Source organism: Streptomyces sp. NPDC045470, from assembly GCF_040646595.1.
In the GTDB taxonomy this organism is placed as follows: Bacteria; Actinomycetota; Actinomycetes; order Streptomycetales; family Streptomycetaceae; genus Streptomyces.
The window spans coordinates 1,446,835-1,463,293 of the sequence record NZ_JBEZAN010000001.1 but is presented as its reverse complement, the minus strand read 5'-3'; the positions used below and the strand labels follow the sequence as shown (position 1 = coordinate 1,463,293).

At 72.2% G+C, this 16,459-nt stretch carries 10 protein-coding genes; 4 read left to right on the top strand and 6 right to left on the bottom strand.

Annotated elements, in window-relative coordinates; genetic code table 11:
• The first annotated feature begins 60 nt into the window (after positions 1–60).
• A complete protein-coding gene (locus AB0A97_RS06235) occupies positions 61–771 on the top strand; it encodes an HAD family hydrolase (RefSeq protein ID WP_361145044.1) in 711 nt (236 codons plus the stop codon).
• Between the two features lie 67 nt (positions 772–838).
• Here AB0A97_RS06235 and AB0A97_RS06230 read toward each other — a convergent pair whose 3' ends face one another.
• The gene (locus AB0A97_RS06230; RefSeq protein ID WP_361145041.1) at positions 839–1,405 is read right to left on the bottom strand and encodes a DJ-1/PfpI family protein; all 567 of its coding nucleotides are present in this window, start codon (positions 1,403–1,405) and stop codon (positions 839–841) included.
• Between the two features lie 543 nt (positions 1,406–1,948).
• On the opposite strand from AB0A97_RS06230, the gene AB0A97_RS06225 reads away from it, so the two are divergent.
• Complete coding sequence (locus AB0A97_RS06225; RefSeq protein ID WP_361145039.1) at positions 1,949–6,925, top strand: NAD-glutamate dehydrogenase; 4,977 nt, start codon at positions 1,949–1,951, stop codon at positions 6,923–6,925.
• A gap of 92 nt (positions 6,926–7,017) precedes the next feature.
• Here the strand turns inward: AB0A97_RS06225 and AB0A97_RS06220 are convergent, their stop codons facing one another.
• Complete coding sequence (locus tag AB0A97_RS06220) at positions 7,018–7,836, bottom strand: ABC transporter ATP-binding protein (RefSeq protein WP_361145036.1); 819 nt, start codon at positions 7,834–7,836, stop codon at positions 7,018–7,020.
• Positions 7,829–8,764 (bottom strand): ABC transporter permease, encoded by a 936-nt coding sequence (locus tag AB0A97_RS06215; RefSeq protein WP_361145033.1) that lies wholly within the window; start codon positions 8,762–8,764, stop codon positions 7,829–7,831. Before AB0A97_RS06215 ends, AB0A97_RS06220 begins: the two co-directional genes overlap by 8 nt.
• A gap of 164 nt (positions 8,765–8,928) precedes the next feature.
• Here AB0A97_RS06215 and AB0A97_RS06210 point away from each other — a divergent pair, with 164 nt between their 5' ends.
• Positions 8,929–9,561 (top strand): TetR/AcrR family transcriptional regulator, encoded by a 633-nt coding sequence (locus AB0A97_RS06210; RefSeq protein ID WP_361145030.1) that lies wholly within the window; start codon positions 8,929–8,931, stop codon positions 9,559–9,561.
• A gap of 328 nt (positions 9,562–9,889) precedes the next feature.
• Positions 9,890–12,124 (top strand): PIG-L family deacetylase, encoded by a 2,235-nt coding sequence (locus AB0A97_RS06205; protein ID WP_361145027.1) that lies wholly within the window; start codon positions 9,890–9,892, stop codon positions 12,122–12,124.
• Here the strand turns inward: AB0A97_RS06205 and AB0A97_RS06200 are convergent.
• The 3 genes from AB0A97_RS06200 to AB0A97_RS06190 all read right to left on the bottom strand — a co-directional run bounded on the left by AB0A97_RS06200 (position 12,094) and on the right by AB0A97_RS06190 (position 16,250).
• Positions 12,094–12,612, bottom strand: coding sequence for a GtrA family protein (locus AB0A97_RS06200; RefSeq protein ID WP_361145024.1), 519 nt, complete (start codon positions 12,610–12,612; stop codon positions 12,094–12,096). The genes AB0A97_RS06205 and AB0A97_RS06200 overlap by 31 nt on opposite strands.
• Positions 12,609–13,580 carry a glycosyltransferase family 2 protein gene (locus AB0A97_RS06195; protein WP_361145021.1) on the bottom strand — a complete coding sequence of 324 codons (972 nt, stop codon included), beginning with the start codon at positions 13,578–13,580 and terminating at the stop codon, positions 12,609–12,611. The genes AB0A97_RS06200 and AB0A97_RS06195 overlap by 4 nt, the downstream gene beginning before the upstream one ends.
• A gap of 78 nt (positions 13,581–13,658) precedes the next feature.
• Positions 13,659–16,250, bottom strand: a complete 2,592-nt coding sequence (locus AB0A97_RS06190) for a YfhO family protein (protein WP_361145018.1) — start codon at positions 16,248–16,250, stop codon at positions 13,659–13,661.
• Positions 16,251–16,459 lie beyond the last annotated feature (209 nt).

The window sequence follows — 16,459 nt, the reverse complement described above, 5'->3', positions numbered from 1 at the left end:
CGGCCCGCGCCGGAGCCGTCCGTGACTGGGCTGTCAGTGGTCATGGGTACGGTCTTGGACATGGGGACGCACGCGACGCACATCGTCTGGGACTGGAACGGGACGCTCTTTCACGACACCGAAGCGGTGATCGGCGCGACCAACGCCGCCTTCGCCGAGCTCGGCCTGCCCCCGATCACCCTGGCGCGCTACCGCGAGCTGTACTGCGTCCCGATCCCGCGGTTCTACGAGCGGCTGCTGGGGCGGCTGCCGACGGACGCGGAGTGGCTGGTCATGGACGAGGCGTTCCACCGGCACTACGCCGTCCACCGGCCCGCGTGCGGCCTCGCGGAGGGCGCCGAGCAGGTGCTGGAGAGCTGGCAGCTGGCGGGCCGCAGTCAGTCGATCCTGAGCATGTACGGGCACGACGAGCTGATGCCGCTGGTGCGGGGCTTCGGCATCGAGGAGCGTTTCGTGCGCGTGGACGGCCGTACGGGGCCGTCGGGCGGCAGCAAGAGCGAGCACATGGTGCGCCACCTGGCGGCCCTGGCCACCGGCGCGTCCGGGAACGGCCACGCGTCCGGGAACGGCGGCGCCGGACGGACGGCCCCGGACCGTACGGTCGTGATCGGTGACGCGGTGGACGACGCGGTGGCCGCCCGGCGCGTGGGCGCCCACGCGGTGCTCTACACGGGCGGGTCGCACAGCCGGGCCAGCCTGGCGGCCGCGGGGGTGCCGGTGGTGGACACCCTGGCGGAGGCCGTGCGGCTGGCGGAGGAGATAGCCGCGTAGGGCGGGTGCCGCGCGCCCGCCCTACGCCACCCTGGTCCCTGTCCGGACCGGCCCGCCCGGGGGTGGGTCAGGTCACCGGCGCCTTGGCCCGCAGCACCGCGATGAACTCGCGCATCCACCCGGAGTGGTCCGGCCAGGCGCGGGAGGAGACCAGGGTGCCGTCGACGACGACCTCGGCGTCCCGGAAGGCGGCGCCGGCGGCCTGCATGTCCATTTCGAGGGCGGGGTAGGCGGTGACCCGGCGCCCGTTGAGGCCGCCGATCGCGGCGGTCAGCAGCGGGCCGTGACAGATCTGGGCGACGGGCTTGTCCGCGTCGAAGAAGGACTTCACGAGTTTGCGCAGCTCGGGGTCGTTGCGCAGATATTCGGGCGCCCGTCCGCCGGGCACCACGAGCGCGACGTACTGCCCCGGGTCGACCTCGGAGAAGGCCAGGTCGGCGGGCCAGGTGTAGCCGGGTTTCTCGGTGTAGGTGTCGAATCCCGGTTCGAAGTCGTGCACGACCAGCCGCAGTGTCTTGCGGGCGGGGGCGGCGACATGCACGTCGTAGCCCTCCTCGCGCAGCCGCTGGTAGGGGTAGAGGACCTCCAGGGACTCCGCAGCGTCGCCGGTCACGATCAGGATCTTGGCGGCCATGCCGTCCACCTCCGCTCGGGTCGCGCACCGCGCGCGGACGTGCCGTTGGTCACATCCGTGCGCCCGTAAGGCGTTCCTCGGTGTCCCGCTCAACGTCCTCCGGATCGCCGTCCTTGCCAAGCCCCCGCGGGATACCGTGGGATTCCAGGGATGCGGCGCACGGACCCGTCGCTGTCCGGATCGTCAAATTTCGGCTAGTGGTTTTGTACACAGCTGGACCATGACGGCACCCCGGCCGGGAGCGATAGCCTTGCCTCGTGATCAGCGCGATAACCCGCGGGGGCATCGAGGCCCTCGTCGTGCGCCCGGGACAGCACAGTGACCGGGCGGCCGCTGATCGTTGCGATCAGGACCGGAAACCGACCCCGACCGGGTCGGTGCCGAGCGGTCCGGCCATCGCGCATCGCGGCACAGCGTCGTCCCCGACCGGACACTTCCCCGCGTTGCGGCGGGGGAACCCTCACCGGTCGTTCCGGCGTCGTGCAGCTTCCACGGAGTTCATCCACAACGTCACGCAACGGCGCGCGACAGGAGCCAGAGGACATGCAGACCAAGCTGGACGAAGCCAAGACCGAGCTGCTCGCGCGGGCTGCCCGGGTCGCTGAAAGCAGCCCGGCCGGGGGACAGGCACCGGTGCAGGGTCTCGACCCGGACACCCTCCTGGGATACCTCCAGCGCTACTACCTGCACACCGCGCCGGAGGACCTGACCGGCCGCGACCCGGTCGACGTCTTCGGCGCCGCGCTCTCCCACTACCGGCTGGCCGAGACCCGGCCGCAGGGCACCGCGAACGTCCGGGTGCACACCCCGACGGTCGAGGAGAACGGCTGGACCTGCAGCCACTCCGTCGTCGAGGTCGTCACCGACGACATGCCCTTCCTGGTCGACTCGGTCACCAACGAGCTGTCGCGTCAGGGCCGCGGCATCCATGTGGTGATCCACCCGCAGGTGATCGTCCGCCGTGACGTGACCGGCAAGCTGATCGAGGTCCTCGACAACACGTGCGACGCGCACGGCCGGACCGGCAAGGACAAGGCGGGCCACGGCAAGGGCCGGGACCTGCCGCACGACGCGCTGATCGAGTCGTGGATCCACGTCGAGATCGACCGGGAGACCGACCGCGCCGACCTCAAGCAGATCACCGCCGACCTGCTGCGGGTGCTGTCCGACGTGCGGGAGGCCGTCGAGGACTGGGAGAAGATGCGCGACGCCGCGCTGCGCATCGCCGACGAGCTGCCCACCGAGCCGACCGCCGACGACCTGCGTGACCAGGAGGTCGACGAGGCCCGCGAGCTGCTGCGCTGGCTGGCCGCCGACCACTTCACCTTCCTCGGCTTCCGCGAGTACGAGCTGACCTCGGTGCCCGGCGAGTCCGGCGCCGAGGAGGACGTGCTGACCGCCGTGGCCGGCACCGGCCTCGGCATCCTGCGCTCCGACCCGGCGCACAGCGAGGGCGACGACGGCCACCCCGTCTCCCCGTCGTTCAACCGGCTCCCCAAGGACGCCCGCGCCAAGGCCCGCGAGCACCGGCTGCTGATCCTGACCAAGGCCAACAGCCGCTCCACCGTGCACCGCCCCTCGTACCTCGACTACGTGGGCGTCAAGAAGTTCGACGCCCAAGGCAACGTCGTCGGCGAGCGCCGGTTCCTCGGCCTGTTCTCCTCGGCCGCGTACACCGAGTCCGTACGCCGCGTGCCGGTCATCCGCCGCAAGGTCGCCGAGGTGCTGGACGCCGCGGGCTTCACCGCCAACAGCCACGACGGCCGCGACCTGCTCCAGATCCTGGAGACCTACCCGCGCGACGAGCTGTTCCAGACGCGCGTGGACCAGCTCCAGTCCATCGTCACCAGCGTGCTGTACCTCCAGGAGCGCCGCCGGCTGCGGCTGTACCTGCGCCAGGACGAGTACGGGCGCTACTTCTCGGCGCTGGTCTACCTGCCCCGCGACCGCTACACCACCGGCGTACGGCTGCGCCTGATCGACATCCTCAAGGAGGAACTGGGCGGCACCAGCGTCGACTTCACCGCCTGGAACACCGAGTCGATCCTGTCCCGGCTGCACTTCGTCGTCCGGGTCGAGCCCGGTGCGGCCCTGCCGGACCTGACCGACGCCGACGCCGAGCGCATCGAGGCGCGGCTGGTCGAGGCCGCCCGTTCCTGGGCCGACGGCTTCGCCGAGGCGCTGACCGCCGAGGTCGGCGAGGAGCGCGCCGCGGAGCTGCTGCGCCGCTACAACCACGCCTTCCCCGAGGGCTACAAGGCCGACAACCCGCCGCGCAGCGCGGTCGCCGACCTCCAGCACCTGGAGAAGCTGACGGCGAAGGGCGGCAACGACTTCGAGGTCAGCCTGTACGAGCCGGTCGGCGCGGGCCCCGACGAGCGCCGCTTCAAGATCTACCGCACGGGTGAGCCGGTCTCCCTGTCCAAGGTCCTGCCGGTGCTGAACCGCCTCGGCGTCGAGGTCGTCGACGAGCGGCCGCACGAGCTGCGCTGCACCGACGGCACCACCGCCTGGATCTACGACTTCGGGCTGCGCATCCCCGAGCGGATGAACGGCGACGACGCGCGCGAGCGGTTCCAGGACGCCTTCACGGCGGTGTGGACCGGCCGCGCGGAGAGCGACAACTTCAACAAGCTGGTGCTGCGGGCCGGTCTGAACTGGCGCCAGGCGATGGTGCTGCGGGCGTACGCCAAGTACCTGCGGCAGGCCGGTTCGACGTTCAGCCAGACGTACATGGAGGACACCCTCTCCAACAACGTCCACACCACCCGGCTGCTGGTCAGCCTCTTCGAGGCGCGGATGTCCCCGGAGCGGCAGCGGGCCGGCACCGAGCTGACCGACGGGCTGCTGGAGGAGCTGGACGGCGCGCTGGACCAGGTCGCGAGCCTGGACGAGGACCGCATCCTGCGGGCCTTCCTCACCGTCATCAAGGCGACGCTGCGCACGAACCACTACCAGAAGGACGACGGCGGACAGCCGCACTCCTACCTGTCGATGAAGCTCGACCCGCAGGCCATCCCGGACCTGCCGGCGCCGCGCCCGGCGTACGAGATCTGGGTGTACTCGCCGCGCGTCGAGGGCGTGCACCTGCGCTTCGGCAAGGTGGCGCGCGGTGGTCTGCGCTGGTCGGACCGGCGCGAGGACTTCCGTACGGAGGTGCTCGGCCTGGTCAAGGCGCAGATGGTGAAGAACACCGTCATCGTGCCGGTCGGCGCCAAGGGCGGATTCGTCGGCAAGCGGCTGCCGGACCCGTCGGTGGACCGCGACGCGTGGCTGGCGGAGGGCATCGCCTGCTACAAGACGTTCATCTCGGGTCTGCTGGACATCACCGACAACCTGGTCGGCGGTGAGGTCGTGCACCCCGCGGACGTCGTACGGCACGACGAGGACGACACGTACCTCGTCGTCGCGGCCGACAAGGGCACCGCGACGTTCTCCGACATCGCCAACGAGGTCGCCGAGTCGTACGGCTTCTGGCTCGGTGACGCGTTCGCGTCCGGCGGCAGCGCCGGGTACGACCACAAGGGCATGGGCATCACCGCCCGCGGCGCCTGGGAGTCGGTCAAGCGGCACTTCCGCGAGCTGGGCGTCGACACCCAGAGCGAGGACTTCACCGTCGTCGGCGTCGGTGACATGTCCGGTGACGTGTTCGGCAACGGCATGCTGCTCAGCGAGCACATCCGGCTGGTCGCCGCCTTCGACCACCGGCACATCTTCCTCGACCCGACGCCGGACGCGGCCACCTCGTACGCCGAGCGCCGCCGCCTGTTCGAGCTGCCGCGCTCCTCGTGGGCGGACTACGACACCAAGCTGCTGTCCCAGGGCGGCGGCATCCACCCCCGTACCGCCAAGTCCATCCCGATCAACGCACAGGTGCGGGCCGCCCTCGGCATCGAGGCGGGCGTCAAGAAGATGACCCCCGCCGACCTGATGCGGGCGATCCTCGGCGCGCCGGTGGACCTGCTGTGGAACGGCGGCATCGGCACGTACGTGAAGGCGGCGGCCGAGTCGAACGCGGACGTGGGCGACAAGTCCAACGACGCGATCCGCGTCAACGGCGAGGACCTGCGGGTCAAGGTCGTCGGCGAGGGCGGCAACCTGGGACTGACCCAGCTCGGCCGGATCGAGTTCGCCCAGAACGGCGGCAAGATCAATACCGATGCGATCGACAACAGCGCCGGTGTGGACACCTCCGACCACGAGGTGAACATCAAGATTCTGCTGAACTCGGTCGTCGCCGACGGCGACATGACGGTCAAGCAGCGCAACAAGCTGCTGGCCGAGATGACCGACGAGGTCGGCGCGCTGGTGCTGCGCAACAACTACGCGCAGAACACCGCCCTCGCGCTGGCCCAGGCGCAGTCCGCGAGCATGCTCTCCGCCCAGCAGCGCTTCATCCGCCGCCTGGAGCGCGACGGGGACCTGGACCGGTCGCTGGAGTTCATGCCCGTCGACCGGCAGATCAAGGAACGGCTGAACGCCGGCCGCGGTCTGACCCAGCCCGAGACCGCCGTGCTCCTCGCCTACACGAAGATCACGGTCGCCGACGCGCTGATCCAGACCGGGCTGCCGGACGACCCGTACCTCCAGCACCTGCTGCACGCGTACTTCCCCAGCGCGCTGCGGGAGCGGTTCGCCGAGCAGATCGACGCACACGCGCTGCGCCGCGAGATCGTCACGACCGTGATGGTCAACGACACCGTCAACTCCGGCGGTACGAGCTTCCTGCACCGGATGCGGGAGGAGACCGGCGCGGCCCTCGAAGAGGTCGTACGGGCGCACACCGCGGCCCGCGCGATCTTCGGGCTCGGCACGGTCTGGGACGCCGTCGAGGCCCTCGACAACGCCGTCACCGCCGACGTGCAGACCCGTATCCGTCTGCACTCGCGGCGTCTGGTGGAGCGCGGCACCCGCTGGCTCCTCAACAACCGCCCGCAGCCGCTGGAACTCTCCGAGACCATCGGCTTCTTCGCGGACCGGGTCGCCGGGGTCTGGGCCGAACTGCCCAAGCTGCTGTGCGGCAGCGACCTGGAATGGCACCAGCGCATCCTGGACGAGCTGACCGAGGCCGGAGTCCCGGCGGAGCTGGCCACCCGGGTGGCCGGGTTCTCCTCCGTCTTCCCGGCGCTGGACATCGTGGCCATCGCGGACCGGACCGGCAAGGAGCCGCTGGACGTCGCCGAGGTCTACTACGACCTGGGCGACCGGCTGCGGATCAACCAGCTCCTGGACCGCATCCTGGAACTGCCGCGCAACGACCGGTGGCAGTCGATGGCCCGCGCCTCCATCCGCGAGGACCTGTTCGCCGCGCACGCGGCGCTGACCGGCGACGTGCTGTCGGTGGGCAGCGACTCCGCGACGCCGGAGGAGCGGTTCAAGGCGTGGGAGGAGAAGAACGCCGCGATCCTCGGACGCGCGCGGACCACGCTGGAGGAGATCCACGGGTCGGAGGGCTTCGACCTGGCGAACCTCTCGGTCGCGATGCGGACGATGCGGACGCTGCTGCGTACGCACAGCTGACGCGCACCACGTCGGGACGGCGGCGCGGTCCGGCACTGCCGGGCCGCGCCGCCGTCGTCGCGGGCGCCTTGCCTCTCGCGCTCCCCGGCGCGCTACCTCGCTCCCCGCTCGTACGCCGTCACGACCTCCTCCGTCGGCCCGTCCATCACCAGTTCGCCCTTCTCCAGCCACAGCACCCGGTCGCAGGTGTCGCGGATGGCCTTGTTGTTGTGGCTGACCAGGAAAACGGTGCCGGCTTCTGCGCGGAGTTCGCGGATGCGGGCCTCGGAGCGCTTCTGGAAGGCGCGGTCGCCGGTGGCCAGCGCTTCGTCGATCAGCAGGACGTCGTGGCTCTTGGCGGCGGCGATGGAGAAGCGCAGCCGGGCCGCCATGCCCGAGGAGTACGTACGCATCGGCAGCGAGACGAAGTCGCCCTTCTCGTTGATGCCGGAGAAGTCGACGATGTCCGGGTAGCGGTCGCGGATCTCCGCGCGGGACATGCCCATGGCGAGCCCGCCGAGGACGATGTTGCGCTCGCCGGTCAGGTCGTTCATCAGGGCCGCGTTCACGCCCAGGAGTGACGGCTGGCCGTGGGTGTGGACGCGGCCGGCCGCGGGCGGCAGGAGCCCGGCTACGGCCCGCAGCAGCGTGGACTTCCCCGAGCCGTTGGAGCCGATCAGACCGATCGCCTCACCCTTGTGGGCGACGAAGGTGACGCCCTTGACGGCGTGCACCGCACGGACGGCGGTGCCCGGCCGGCGGCGGACGATCCGGTTCAGGGCGGCCGTCGCGCCGCCCTTGCCCGCACTGCCGCCGTGCACCGTGTAGACGATGTGGACGTTGTCGCAGATGACGGTGGGGGCGCGGTCGTCGGCGGGCGCGGGGGTGCGTTCGATGGGTGCGGGGGTGTGTTCGATGGTGGTGTCAGCCACGGCCGTACTCCTCCTCGGCCTTCCAGAAGAAGACGTAGCCGGCGGCGCCGGCCAGCAGGGCCCAGCCGAGGGCCAGCGGCCACACGTGCGGCGACAGGTCCTGGGCGCGCACCGTGTCGATCAGGGCGTACCGCATCAGGTCGATGTAGATCAGGGCGGGATTGCAGTTCAGGACCACCGAGACGAGGTGGGGCGCGCTGCTCGTGAACGTGGAGAGGTTGTAGAAGACGCCGGACACGTACATCCAGGTACGCAGCACGAACGGCATCAACTGCGCGGTGTCCGTGGTCTTCGCGCCGATACGGGCCATGGCCAGGGCGAGGCCGGTGTTGAAGACCGACTGGAGCAGCAGGGCGGGGACCATCAGCAGCCAGTGCCACGTCACCGGTACGCCGCAGATCAGCACGATGGCCGCCAGTACACCCATGGAGCAGATGAGCTGCTGGAGCTGGATGAGGGTGTGCGCGACGGGCAGCGCGGCGCGCGGGAAGTGCAGGGCGCGGACCAGGCCGATGCTGCCGGAGACGGCGCGGGTGCCGGCCAGGACCGTCGACTGGGTGAAGGTGAAGACGAAGATCCCCGTGCACAGGAACGGGATGAAGTTCGGGATGCCGCGGTCGGTGTGCAGCAGCATGCCGAAGATCAAGTAGTAGACGCCCGCGTTGAGCAGCGGAGTCATCACCTGCCAGAGCTGGCCCAGCCGGGCCGTGGTGTACGTGGCGGTCAGCCGGGCGGTGGCGAAGGACGCGATGAAGTGGCGGCGCGCCCACAGGCGGCGGGTGTACTCCCGCAACGGCGGGCGGGCGCCGCTGACGGTCAGGCCGTACTGCTCCGCGAGCGCTTGCAGGCCGGGGTCGGGCGGGGCGGCGGCCGGGGCCACGGGCGACGCCTCGGCGGAGCGGGCCGGCGGGGTGAGGGTCTGGGACATGCGGGCGGTCGCCTCCGGGTGGGTGGGGGAGGGACGGAGGAGCACGGACTACGTCAGAACGCTCCCGTATCGTCGTAACGGTGCCGAGCGTACGACCGCGTTACGTCGAAACGCAACCGTTCCGTCGCGACGTGCCCGTTCCGTCGTGGCGCTACGATCAAGGCATGGCAAAGGACGGCACGGAAATGACCAGGACACCGGGCGTACCGGGCGGGCGGCGGGCGCCGGCCGGAGCCGCCGTACTGCGCGAGGAGAAGACCGAGGCGATCCGCGCCGCGGTCTTCGAGGAGCTGGCGGCGGTGGGGTTCGCGCGGATGTCCATCGAGGGCATCGCCCGGCGGGCGGGCGTCGGCAAGACCGCCGTCTACCGGCGGTGGCGCTCCAAGCTGCACCTCGTGCTGGACGTGGTCTCCGCGGTGGCCGCCGAGGGCCTGCCGACGCCGGACACCGGGTCGCTGCGCGGCGACGTACGGATGCTGCTGGAGGTCGCGGCCCGCGCGCTGCGGCACCCGGTCGCCTCGCAGATCATTCCGGACCTCCTCGCCGAGGCCGCACGCAGCCCCGAGATCGCCGAAGCGCTGCGCACCGCCCTGCTCGACAGCCAGCAGGGCGTCGCGGCGGCGATGGTGGCCCGCGCGGTCGAACGCGGCGAGCTGCGCCCGGAAGCCGACGCGCGCCTGGCACTCGACCTGATGACCGGCCCGCTCTACTGGCGCCTGATGGTCGTGCGCGACGAACTCCCGAAGACCTACCTGGACGAACTGGCCCTCGCGGTGGCGTCGGCCCTGGAGGCGTAGCACCGCATCCCCTGGCCCCGGCCCTGACCGGGGACTACCTCCGGCCCGTCCCCGTCCCCGTCCCCGACCGCGGACTGCCCCCGGCCCGGTCCCGCGCCCGGCCCGATCCCGCCTCCGGCCGGGTCCTCCCCCCGGCCCGATCCCGCCCCCGGCCGGGCCTCCGCCCCCGGCTCCCCCACGCCCACCCCACAACCCCGGACCAATCAGGCGAGCGGCACGCGCCGCGCGGCCGAATACTGGGGAGGTGCAGTGCGCGAGGTGGCTCATTCCGGTGTGAGTCGGACGGTTACGAGTGGGGCGTTGCCGGGCGCCGTGGAGGACGTGACCTGTGCCGACGCATCCGTCCCGGTGGTCCCGACGGCGGCTGCTCCAGGTTGCCGGGGGCGGCGCGGCCGCGGTGACGGCCGGGGCCGGGGGATGGGCCTGGTTCGGGCCGGGCATGCCGCTGTCGCAGGTGGCCGATCCGGCGCTGGAGCGGAAGGCCGCCGCGTCCGGCGCGGAGCAGGCGTTCCTGCACGTCATCGCGCACGCCGACGACTCGCTGTACTTCATGAACCCGGCGCTGGAGCAGTCGGTGCGCAGCGGCGCCCGGTCGGTGACGGTGTGTCTGACCGGCGGCGAGTCGGACGGCCGCAACACCGCCGAGCACGGGCGAGGGGACCGGCTGTCGCCGCGCGACCGCCCGGCGTTCGCGCGCGCCCGTACCAACGGGCTGCGGGCGGCGCACGCGGTGATGGCCACCGGCGACCCGCTCAGCCCCTGGGACGTCGAGGCCATCTCCCTGCTGCCCGGCTTCCAGGTCGAGATCCAGACGCTGCGCGCCGCGCCGCGGAACCAGCTCGTCTTCATGGAGCTGGTGGAGGCGCGGACCGTCTCCGAGCCGCGCGCGCGGAGCCTGCGCGGGCTGTGGCTCGGCGCTGTCGACGTGCTGCCCACGCTGCGGCCGGAGGGCACTCCCGTGCAGCGCGTGTTCCAGTACACCCGTGAGCAGGTCGTCGCGTCGCTGACGGCTCTGCTGGAACGGGTGCGGCCCACCGTGGTGCGCACCCTCGACCCGAACGCGGTGCACGCCCCGCACCGGCCCCCGCCCACCGACGACCGCAAGCTGCGCGGCTTCCTGTACTACGACCACCAGGACCACATCAGCTCGGCCTGCTTCACGCAGGCGGCGCTGGCGGCCTACTGGGGCCGTGCGCACAGCCGCCCCACCGTCGTGGAGAACTACATCGGGTACGAGGCGGGCGTGCTGCCCAACAACGTCGACCTGGCGACCGCCCGGCGCAAGGGCGAGCTGCTGTCCGTGTACGGCTGGGCGGACGGTCGCGACTGCGGCGACCGGGCGGGCTGCGGCGACCGCAAGGTCGGCGGCTCGGCGTTCGACGGCTGGTCACGCGACTGGACACGCAGCACCCGGCTGCGCGCCCCCGGCTCGAACAGTTGGCTGCGGCCCCTGAAGGACGGCCGGCTCGCCGCCTTCGCCGTCCTGGACGGCACCGCCGTGTGCTGGGCCGAGACCGCGCCCGGCAACGGCACCTTCAGCGGCCCGCACCGGCTCGGCGGCGGCTTCCTCCAGGGCCAGGTCCATGCCGTGAGCCATCCCGGCGGGGCGCTCCAGCTCTTCGTCTCCCGTACGGTCCTGCCCGCCCGCAACCACGCGCACCGCCGCGAGCTGCTGACCGCCCTGCAGAACGGCACCGCGCGGGACGGCGTACCGACGTTCGGCCCGTGGGAGTCGCTGGGAACTCCGGACGCCGCGCCGGTGAAGTCCCTGGAGACGGGCTTCCCGGCGGCGGCCGTCGGCCAGGACGGCACGGTGCACGTCTTCGCCCGCGACTGGCGCGGCGGCATCGCGTACCGCAGCGGCGCCCAGGGCGGGGACTGGTCGCTGTGGCGGCACCTGGAGGCACCGACGGCCTCCCCGGGGGCGGCGGGCCGGGTGCCGGCCGTCGTCGACGGCCTGGACGCGTGCGTGGACTCCGAAGGGCTGGTGCACGTCGTGGCGCCCAGTGACCGGGCCGTGCACCACTGGGTGTCGAGGGAGGCGGGGCAGATTCCGGAGCCCTCCGGGGACACCGGGCTGCCCGAGCCCGGGGGCCCGCTGAGCCTGGTGCCGCTGGGTGGCGGGGAGGTGCGCCTCGCGTACCGGCAGAGCGGCACGGCCCAGGTGCTGCTGGCCGAGCGGCGGCCGCGGCCCGGCTCCTGGCGGCTGTCGGCGCGGTACGAGCCGGTCGGCGGGTACGGGCGGGTGGCCCTGGCGGCCGTCGGCAAGCCCGCGCGGACCGTCGTGCTCGCGGGACGGGACAACGCGGGCCTGCTGCGGTACGCGCTGAGCGACGCGGGGCAGGACACGCCCGGCCGCTGGCTGACGGGGAAGGTGCCGCACTCGGGCGCGGCGGCCGTCGGCCAGGACACCGACGGGCGCGCGGTGCTGGCCGTCCTCGGCAACGACGGGCGGCTGCACGTGGTGCGGCAGCGGGACGTGGGGGCGGACGGTGCGTTCCAGGAGTGGCGGGCCCAGCCGGCCCGGCGGGGTCAGAGCGGCCCGGTGAGACGCGCCGGCTGAGCCTCGTCACCCGTACGGCCGTCCCCCTCGCCGGCCGGGACGGCCTCCCCGGCCGTTCCGGCAGCCCGCCCCGGCACCAGGATGCGGGTGGACACCAGATAGGTGAACGGGATCGCCAGTACCGCCGCGAGCAGCGGCGCGACGCGGGTGCCGAGCCCGCACCAGTTCACCAGCACCACCAGGCCCGCGCTCTGCACCAGGTAGTTGGTGACCTGGGTGAGCGGGAAGAGCAGGAACTTCTTGCGGCTGGGCCGGGTGCGGTAGGTGAAATAGGTGTTCAGGAAGAACGAGCCCACCATGCTGAGCAGGAAGGCGATCGTGTAGGCGGCGAAGTACGGCATCCAGGGGTGCAGCGCCAGGTAGCAGCCGTAGAAGGTGAGGGTGTTGACGCCGCCGACGACGGCGAAGCGCAGCAGCCGCCCGATCGGGAGCCGCCCGAGCGGGAACCGGCCCCGGGGCGGACGGTGGCGGTACGGCCGACGCCTCATCGGCGGGTCCGCCCGGCGACCCGGGCCGTGGGGGTGTGGGTGGGCGCCGTCCCGTTGGTCTCCTTGACCAGGAAGTGCGGGCGCCGCTTGGTCTCGTAGTAGATGCGGCCGATGTACTCGCCGATCAGGCCGAGCATCACCATCTGGAGGCCGCCCAGGCCCACGATGATCGCCACCAGCGTCACATAACCGGGCGCGGTGATGCCGCCGACGACGGCGGCGCCGACGATCCACAGGGCGTACGCGGCGGCCAGCGCGGCCAGGCTCAGGCCCGTGTAGATCGCCACCCGCAGCGGGCGGCTGTTGAAGGAGATCATGCCGTCGATGCCGTAGTTGACCAGGGCGCCGAAGCACCACTTGGTGCGGCCGCCCTCGCGCCGGGCGTTGCGGTAGTCGAAGGTGACGGTGTCGAAGCCTATCCAGGAGAACAGGCCCTTGGAGAAGCGGTTGTACTCGGGCAGCGAGACCAGCGCGTCGACGGCGGTGCGGGACAGCAGCCGGAAGTCGCCGACCCCGTCGGCCAGTTCCACGTCCACCCACTTGTTGACGGCGCGGTAGTACAGCCGGCTGCACGCGCTGCGCAGCGGTTTGTCGCCGTCCCGGCTGCGCTTGGCGATGACCTGGTCGTGGCCGAGCTGGTAGAGGTCGAGCATCTTCTCGATGAGCTGGGGCGGGTGCTGGAGGTCGGCGTCCATCAGGATGACGGCGTCGCCGCTGGCCTCCTTCAGGCCCGCGAGCATCGCCGCCTCCTTGCCGAAGTTCCGGCTGAAGGAGAGGTAGCGGGTGGTGGGGCGGTGCTGGTGGGCGAGGGTGCGTATCCGGTGCAGGGTGCCGTCGGTGCTGCCGTCGTCGACGTAGCACAGCTCGTACTCGACGGCGAGCCGGCCGAGCACCACGCGGATCTCCTCGTCGAAGTGCCCGATGACTTCCTCTTCGTCGTAACAGGGGACAACGACCGAGAGCTTCATGGGGAGCCCTTTCGCCGGGGCGGAGCGCGGCGGGAGCCACCACGTCCCAGGCAGCAATTCTACTAATCAGATGAAATGTCACGATTCGAGCGGAGAGGGTGGGCGGTGTGCTCCGCCCCGGCGCCGCCGCACACCGCGGGTGACGGCCACGGCCGCCAGCACCCCCAGCGCGGCGCCGCTCGCCGCCAGCCCCGGCAGCAGTCCGGGCGGGCGGTACGCGCAGTCCAGGCGCGACGCACCCGCTCCGAGCGGTACGGCGATCAGACCGCCGAACGAGTGCGGGGCGCGGGAGGCGCCGCCGTCCACCCGGCAGCCCCAGCCGGTGACGGCCGGGACGGCGAGGACGGCCGTGCCGGTGCTGTGCGCGGGCAGCTCGGCGGACAGCCCGTGACCGCTCGACGAGAGCCGCACCGGGCCCTGTCTTTGCAGGTCCGCGACGGCGGCGGCGAGTTTTCCGCGGCTCAGGCAGCCGAGCGGGTGCTCGGGGACGCGCTGGGCCTTCGGGTTGCTGAAGGAGACGGTCAGCCGCCCGTCGGGCGGGGTGAGGCCCAGGCCCTTGACCGGGTTCGCGGTCGTCTCCCGGATGCCGAACCCGGGGGAGGTATGGCCGGCGGCCCGTACCTTGCCGTGGTACCAGGGCGCGTACCAGAAGACGTCGGAGCCCGGCGTGCAACGGACCGTGAAGAGGGCCGCGCCGCCCCGGCGGGTCGCGGGCAGCCGCCACTCGCCGTCGACCACGCGCGGCACCGGACGCACGGCCCCGCTCCCGGGAACGGCCACCGCGTGGCCCCCCGCTGCCGGGCCCCCGGTGCCGCCGCCCCCGCCCACCGGGCGCAGCGTGGGCACCTCGTACACCCGCGCGCCCAGCAGCCGCTCCTGACGGGCGAAGACCGAGCCGCCGCCGACGCGCGGATCGGCGCGTACGTCGATGCCCCGCCCGGCGGCCCCGCGCCGCCGCTGGTCGAGGCCGTCCGCCGGCAGGCCGGGCCGTACGGTCAGCAGGGGTGCGGCGGCGGCCCGCCCCACGTCGACCGGACCGGCCTGCGGGCCGGTGCGGAAGCTGCTCACCGCCAGGACCGCGCGGCTCACGGGGTCCTCGACGCTGCGGAGGTGACGGCCGTGGATGTACCAGCCGCCGCCCAGCTCGCGCAGGGTGCGTGCGGTCCGTTCCGGCACATAGCTGCTGTAGTACGAGCCGCCTTCGCCGCCCAGCAGCAGGGGGTCGTTGTTGGCGAACTCGTGCGGTCCGGGGTCGGTGCGGGAGCGCGGCCAGTCCTCGTGCTGCTCGATCTCCCGGTGGACCGCGATCGAACGGTCGTCGAGCGTGATCTTCGGCTCCCACCAGGCGAGCTGGTCCCTGACGGCCGTCACGGAGAACGCCGCATAGGCCGACCCGAAGAAGACCGCGCAGGTCAGGGCGGCTGCGGCGAGGGTGCGTACGGTGCTGCGCGCGCGGTGCCGGGCCAGTGCCACCAGCGCCGCGAGCACCACCGCGCCGCAGCCCAGCACCAGGATCCAGGTGGCCGGGCCGACCACGCTGCGGCCGTGGCACAGCGCGGCGATCAGGGCGACCAGGACGGCGCCGGCCGCCAGCTCGCGCGGGCGCGGCCGGTGCGCCAGCGCCAGCCACGCGATGATCACCAGGAGCGCGCTGAGCACGAAGGAGGCGCGGTACGGGCTGCCGTTGGGGACCGCCAGGCCGTGCCACACCAGCAGCGTCGGCTTCCACACGAAGGAGACCGCGACGCAGGCGGCCAGGACGTACCAGGCGACGCGCGTACGGACCGGAACGGCGCGGACGAACGGGAAGGCGGCCACCAGCAGCAGCCCCAGCATCCCGATGAACAGGTGCGGCGCGGGCACCGAGCCGCGCCCGCCGGGCAGCAGCTCCGCGACGAAGTCCAGCGTCGGCGGCCGTCCCCGGTAGACCGCCTCCGGCGCGGGCCGGGACGCCTTGCTGGCCTTGAGGGTGACGGTGATCGCGGGGGCCGCCAGCAGGATGCCGGTCAGCGCCATGGCGGCGGCGCGGACCGACGCGCGGAGCCGGTGCCGTACGGAGAGGTCCGTGGCGAGCAGCAGGCGCAGGGCGAAGACCAGGGCCATGGCGAGGGTGGCCATCGCCGCGGTGTAGAAGTTCCCCGCCCAGGACACGCCGACGAGCAGGGTGCCGGCCACCCAGCGGCGCCGGTGCAGGCACCAGTCGGCGGCGATGCCGGTCAGCGGCAGCGAGACCAGGCCCCACATCCACATGGGGTCGGCGGTGCCGTCGCTCACGACCCAGGCGCAGGTGCCGTAGCCCACCGCGAGCAGCGCGCGCGGCCAGGGCGCGCCGGGGTGCAGCCGCCCGAGGAAGACGGTCATCAGGGCGGTGCCCAGGCCGATGCAGCCCAGCGTGACGAGGAACACCGGCAGCTCGGCCAGGTCGCGGGGGAAGAGGCCGACAAGCCAGGAGAACGGATTCATCAGATAGGTGAGGAAGTCGGCGAGAAAGGGCACGCCGTAACCGCTGTTCCAGTTGAGGAGCAGGTCACCGGTGGTGTTGCCGTGCAGCAAGTCCCACAGATGGGCGTGGAACGGTACGAACTGATTTCCGAGGTCGTTGACGGCGCGGGAGCGGGTACCGAACGGATAGCTGCCGAGCATCGTCATACCGAGGCAATAGGCACCCATGGCCAGCAATGCTGCGAAAGACGGCGCGCAGCGCGGCGTCGCCAGGCGCCGGGCCGGTGCGGTCGGCATTTTGATCGTCACATTCACGGGGCGGCCGCGCTTCCCTGGTCACCTGCGTATTGAGCGAGTAGATGCCGCTTTTGGGTGATGCGTTTTTCATGTACGGCATGTCGGGACCCGGATCTCGATGCGGGTGATCGTCCCCGGGT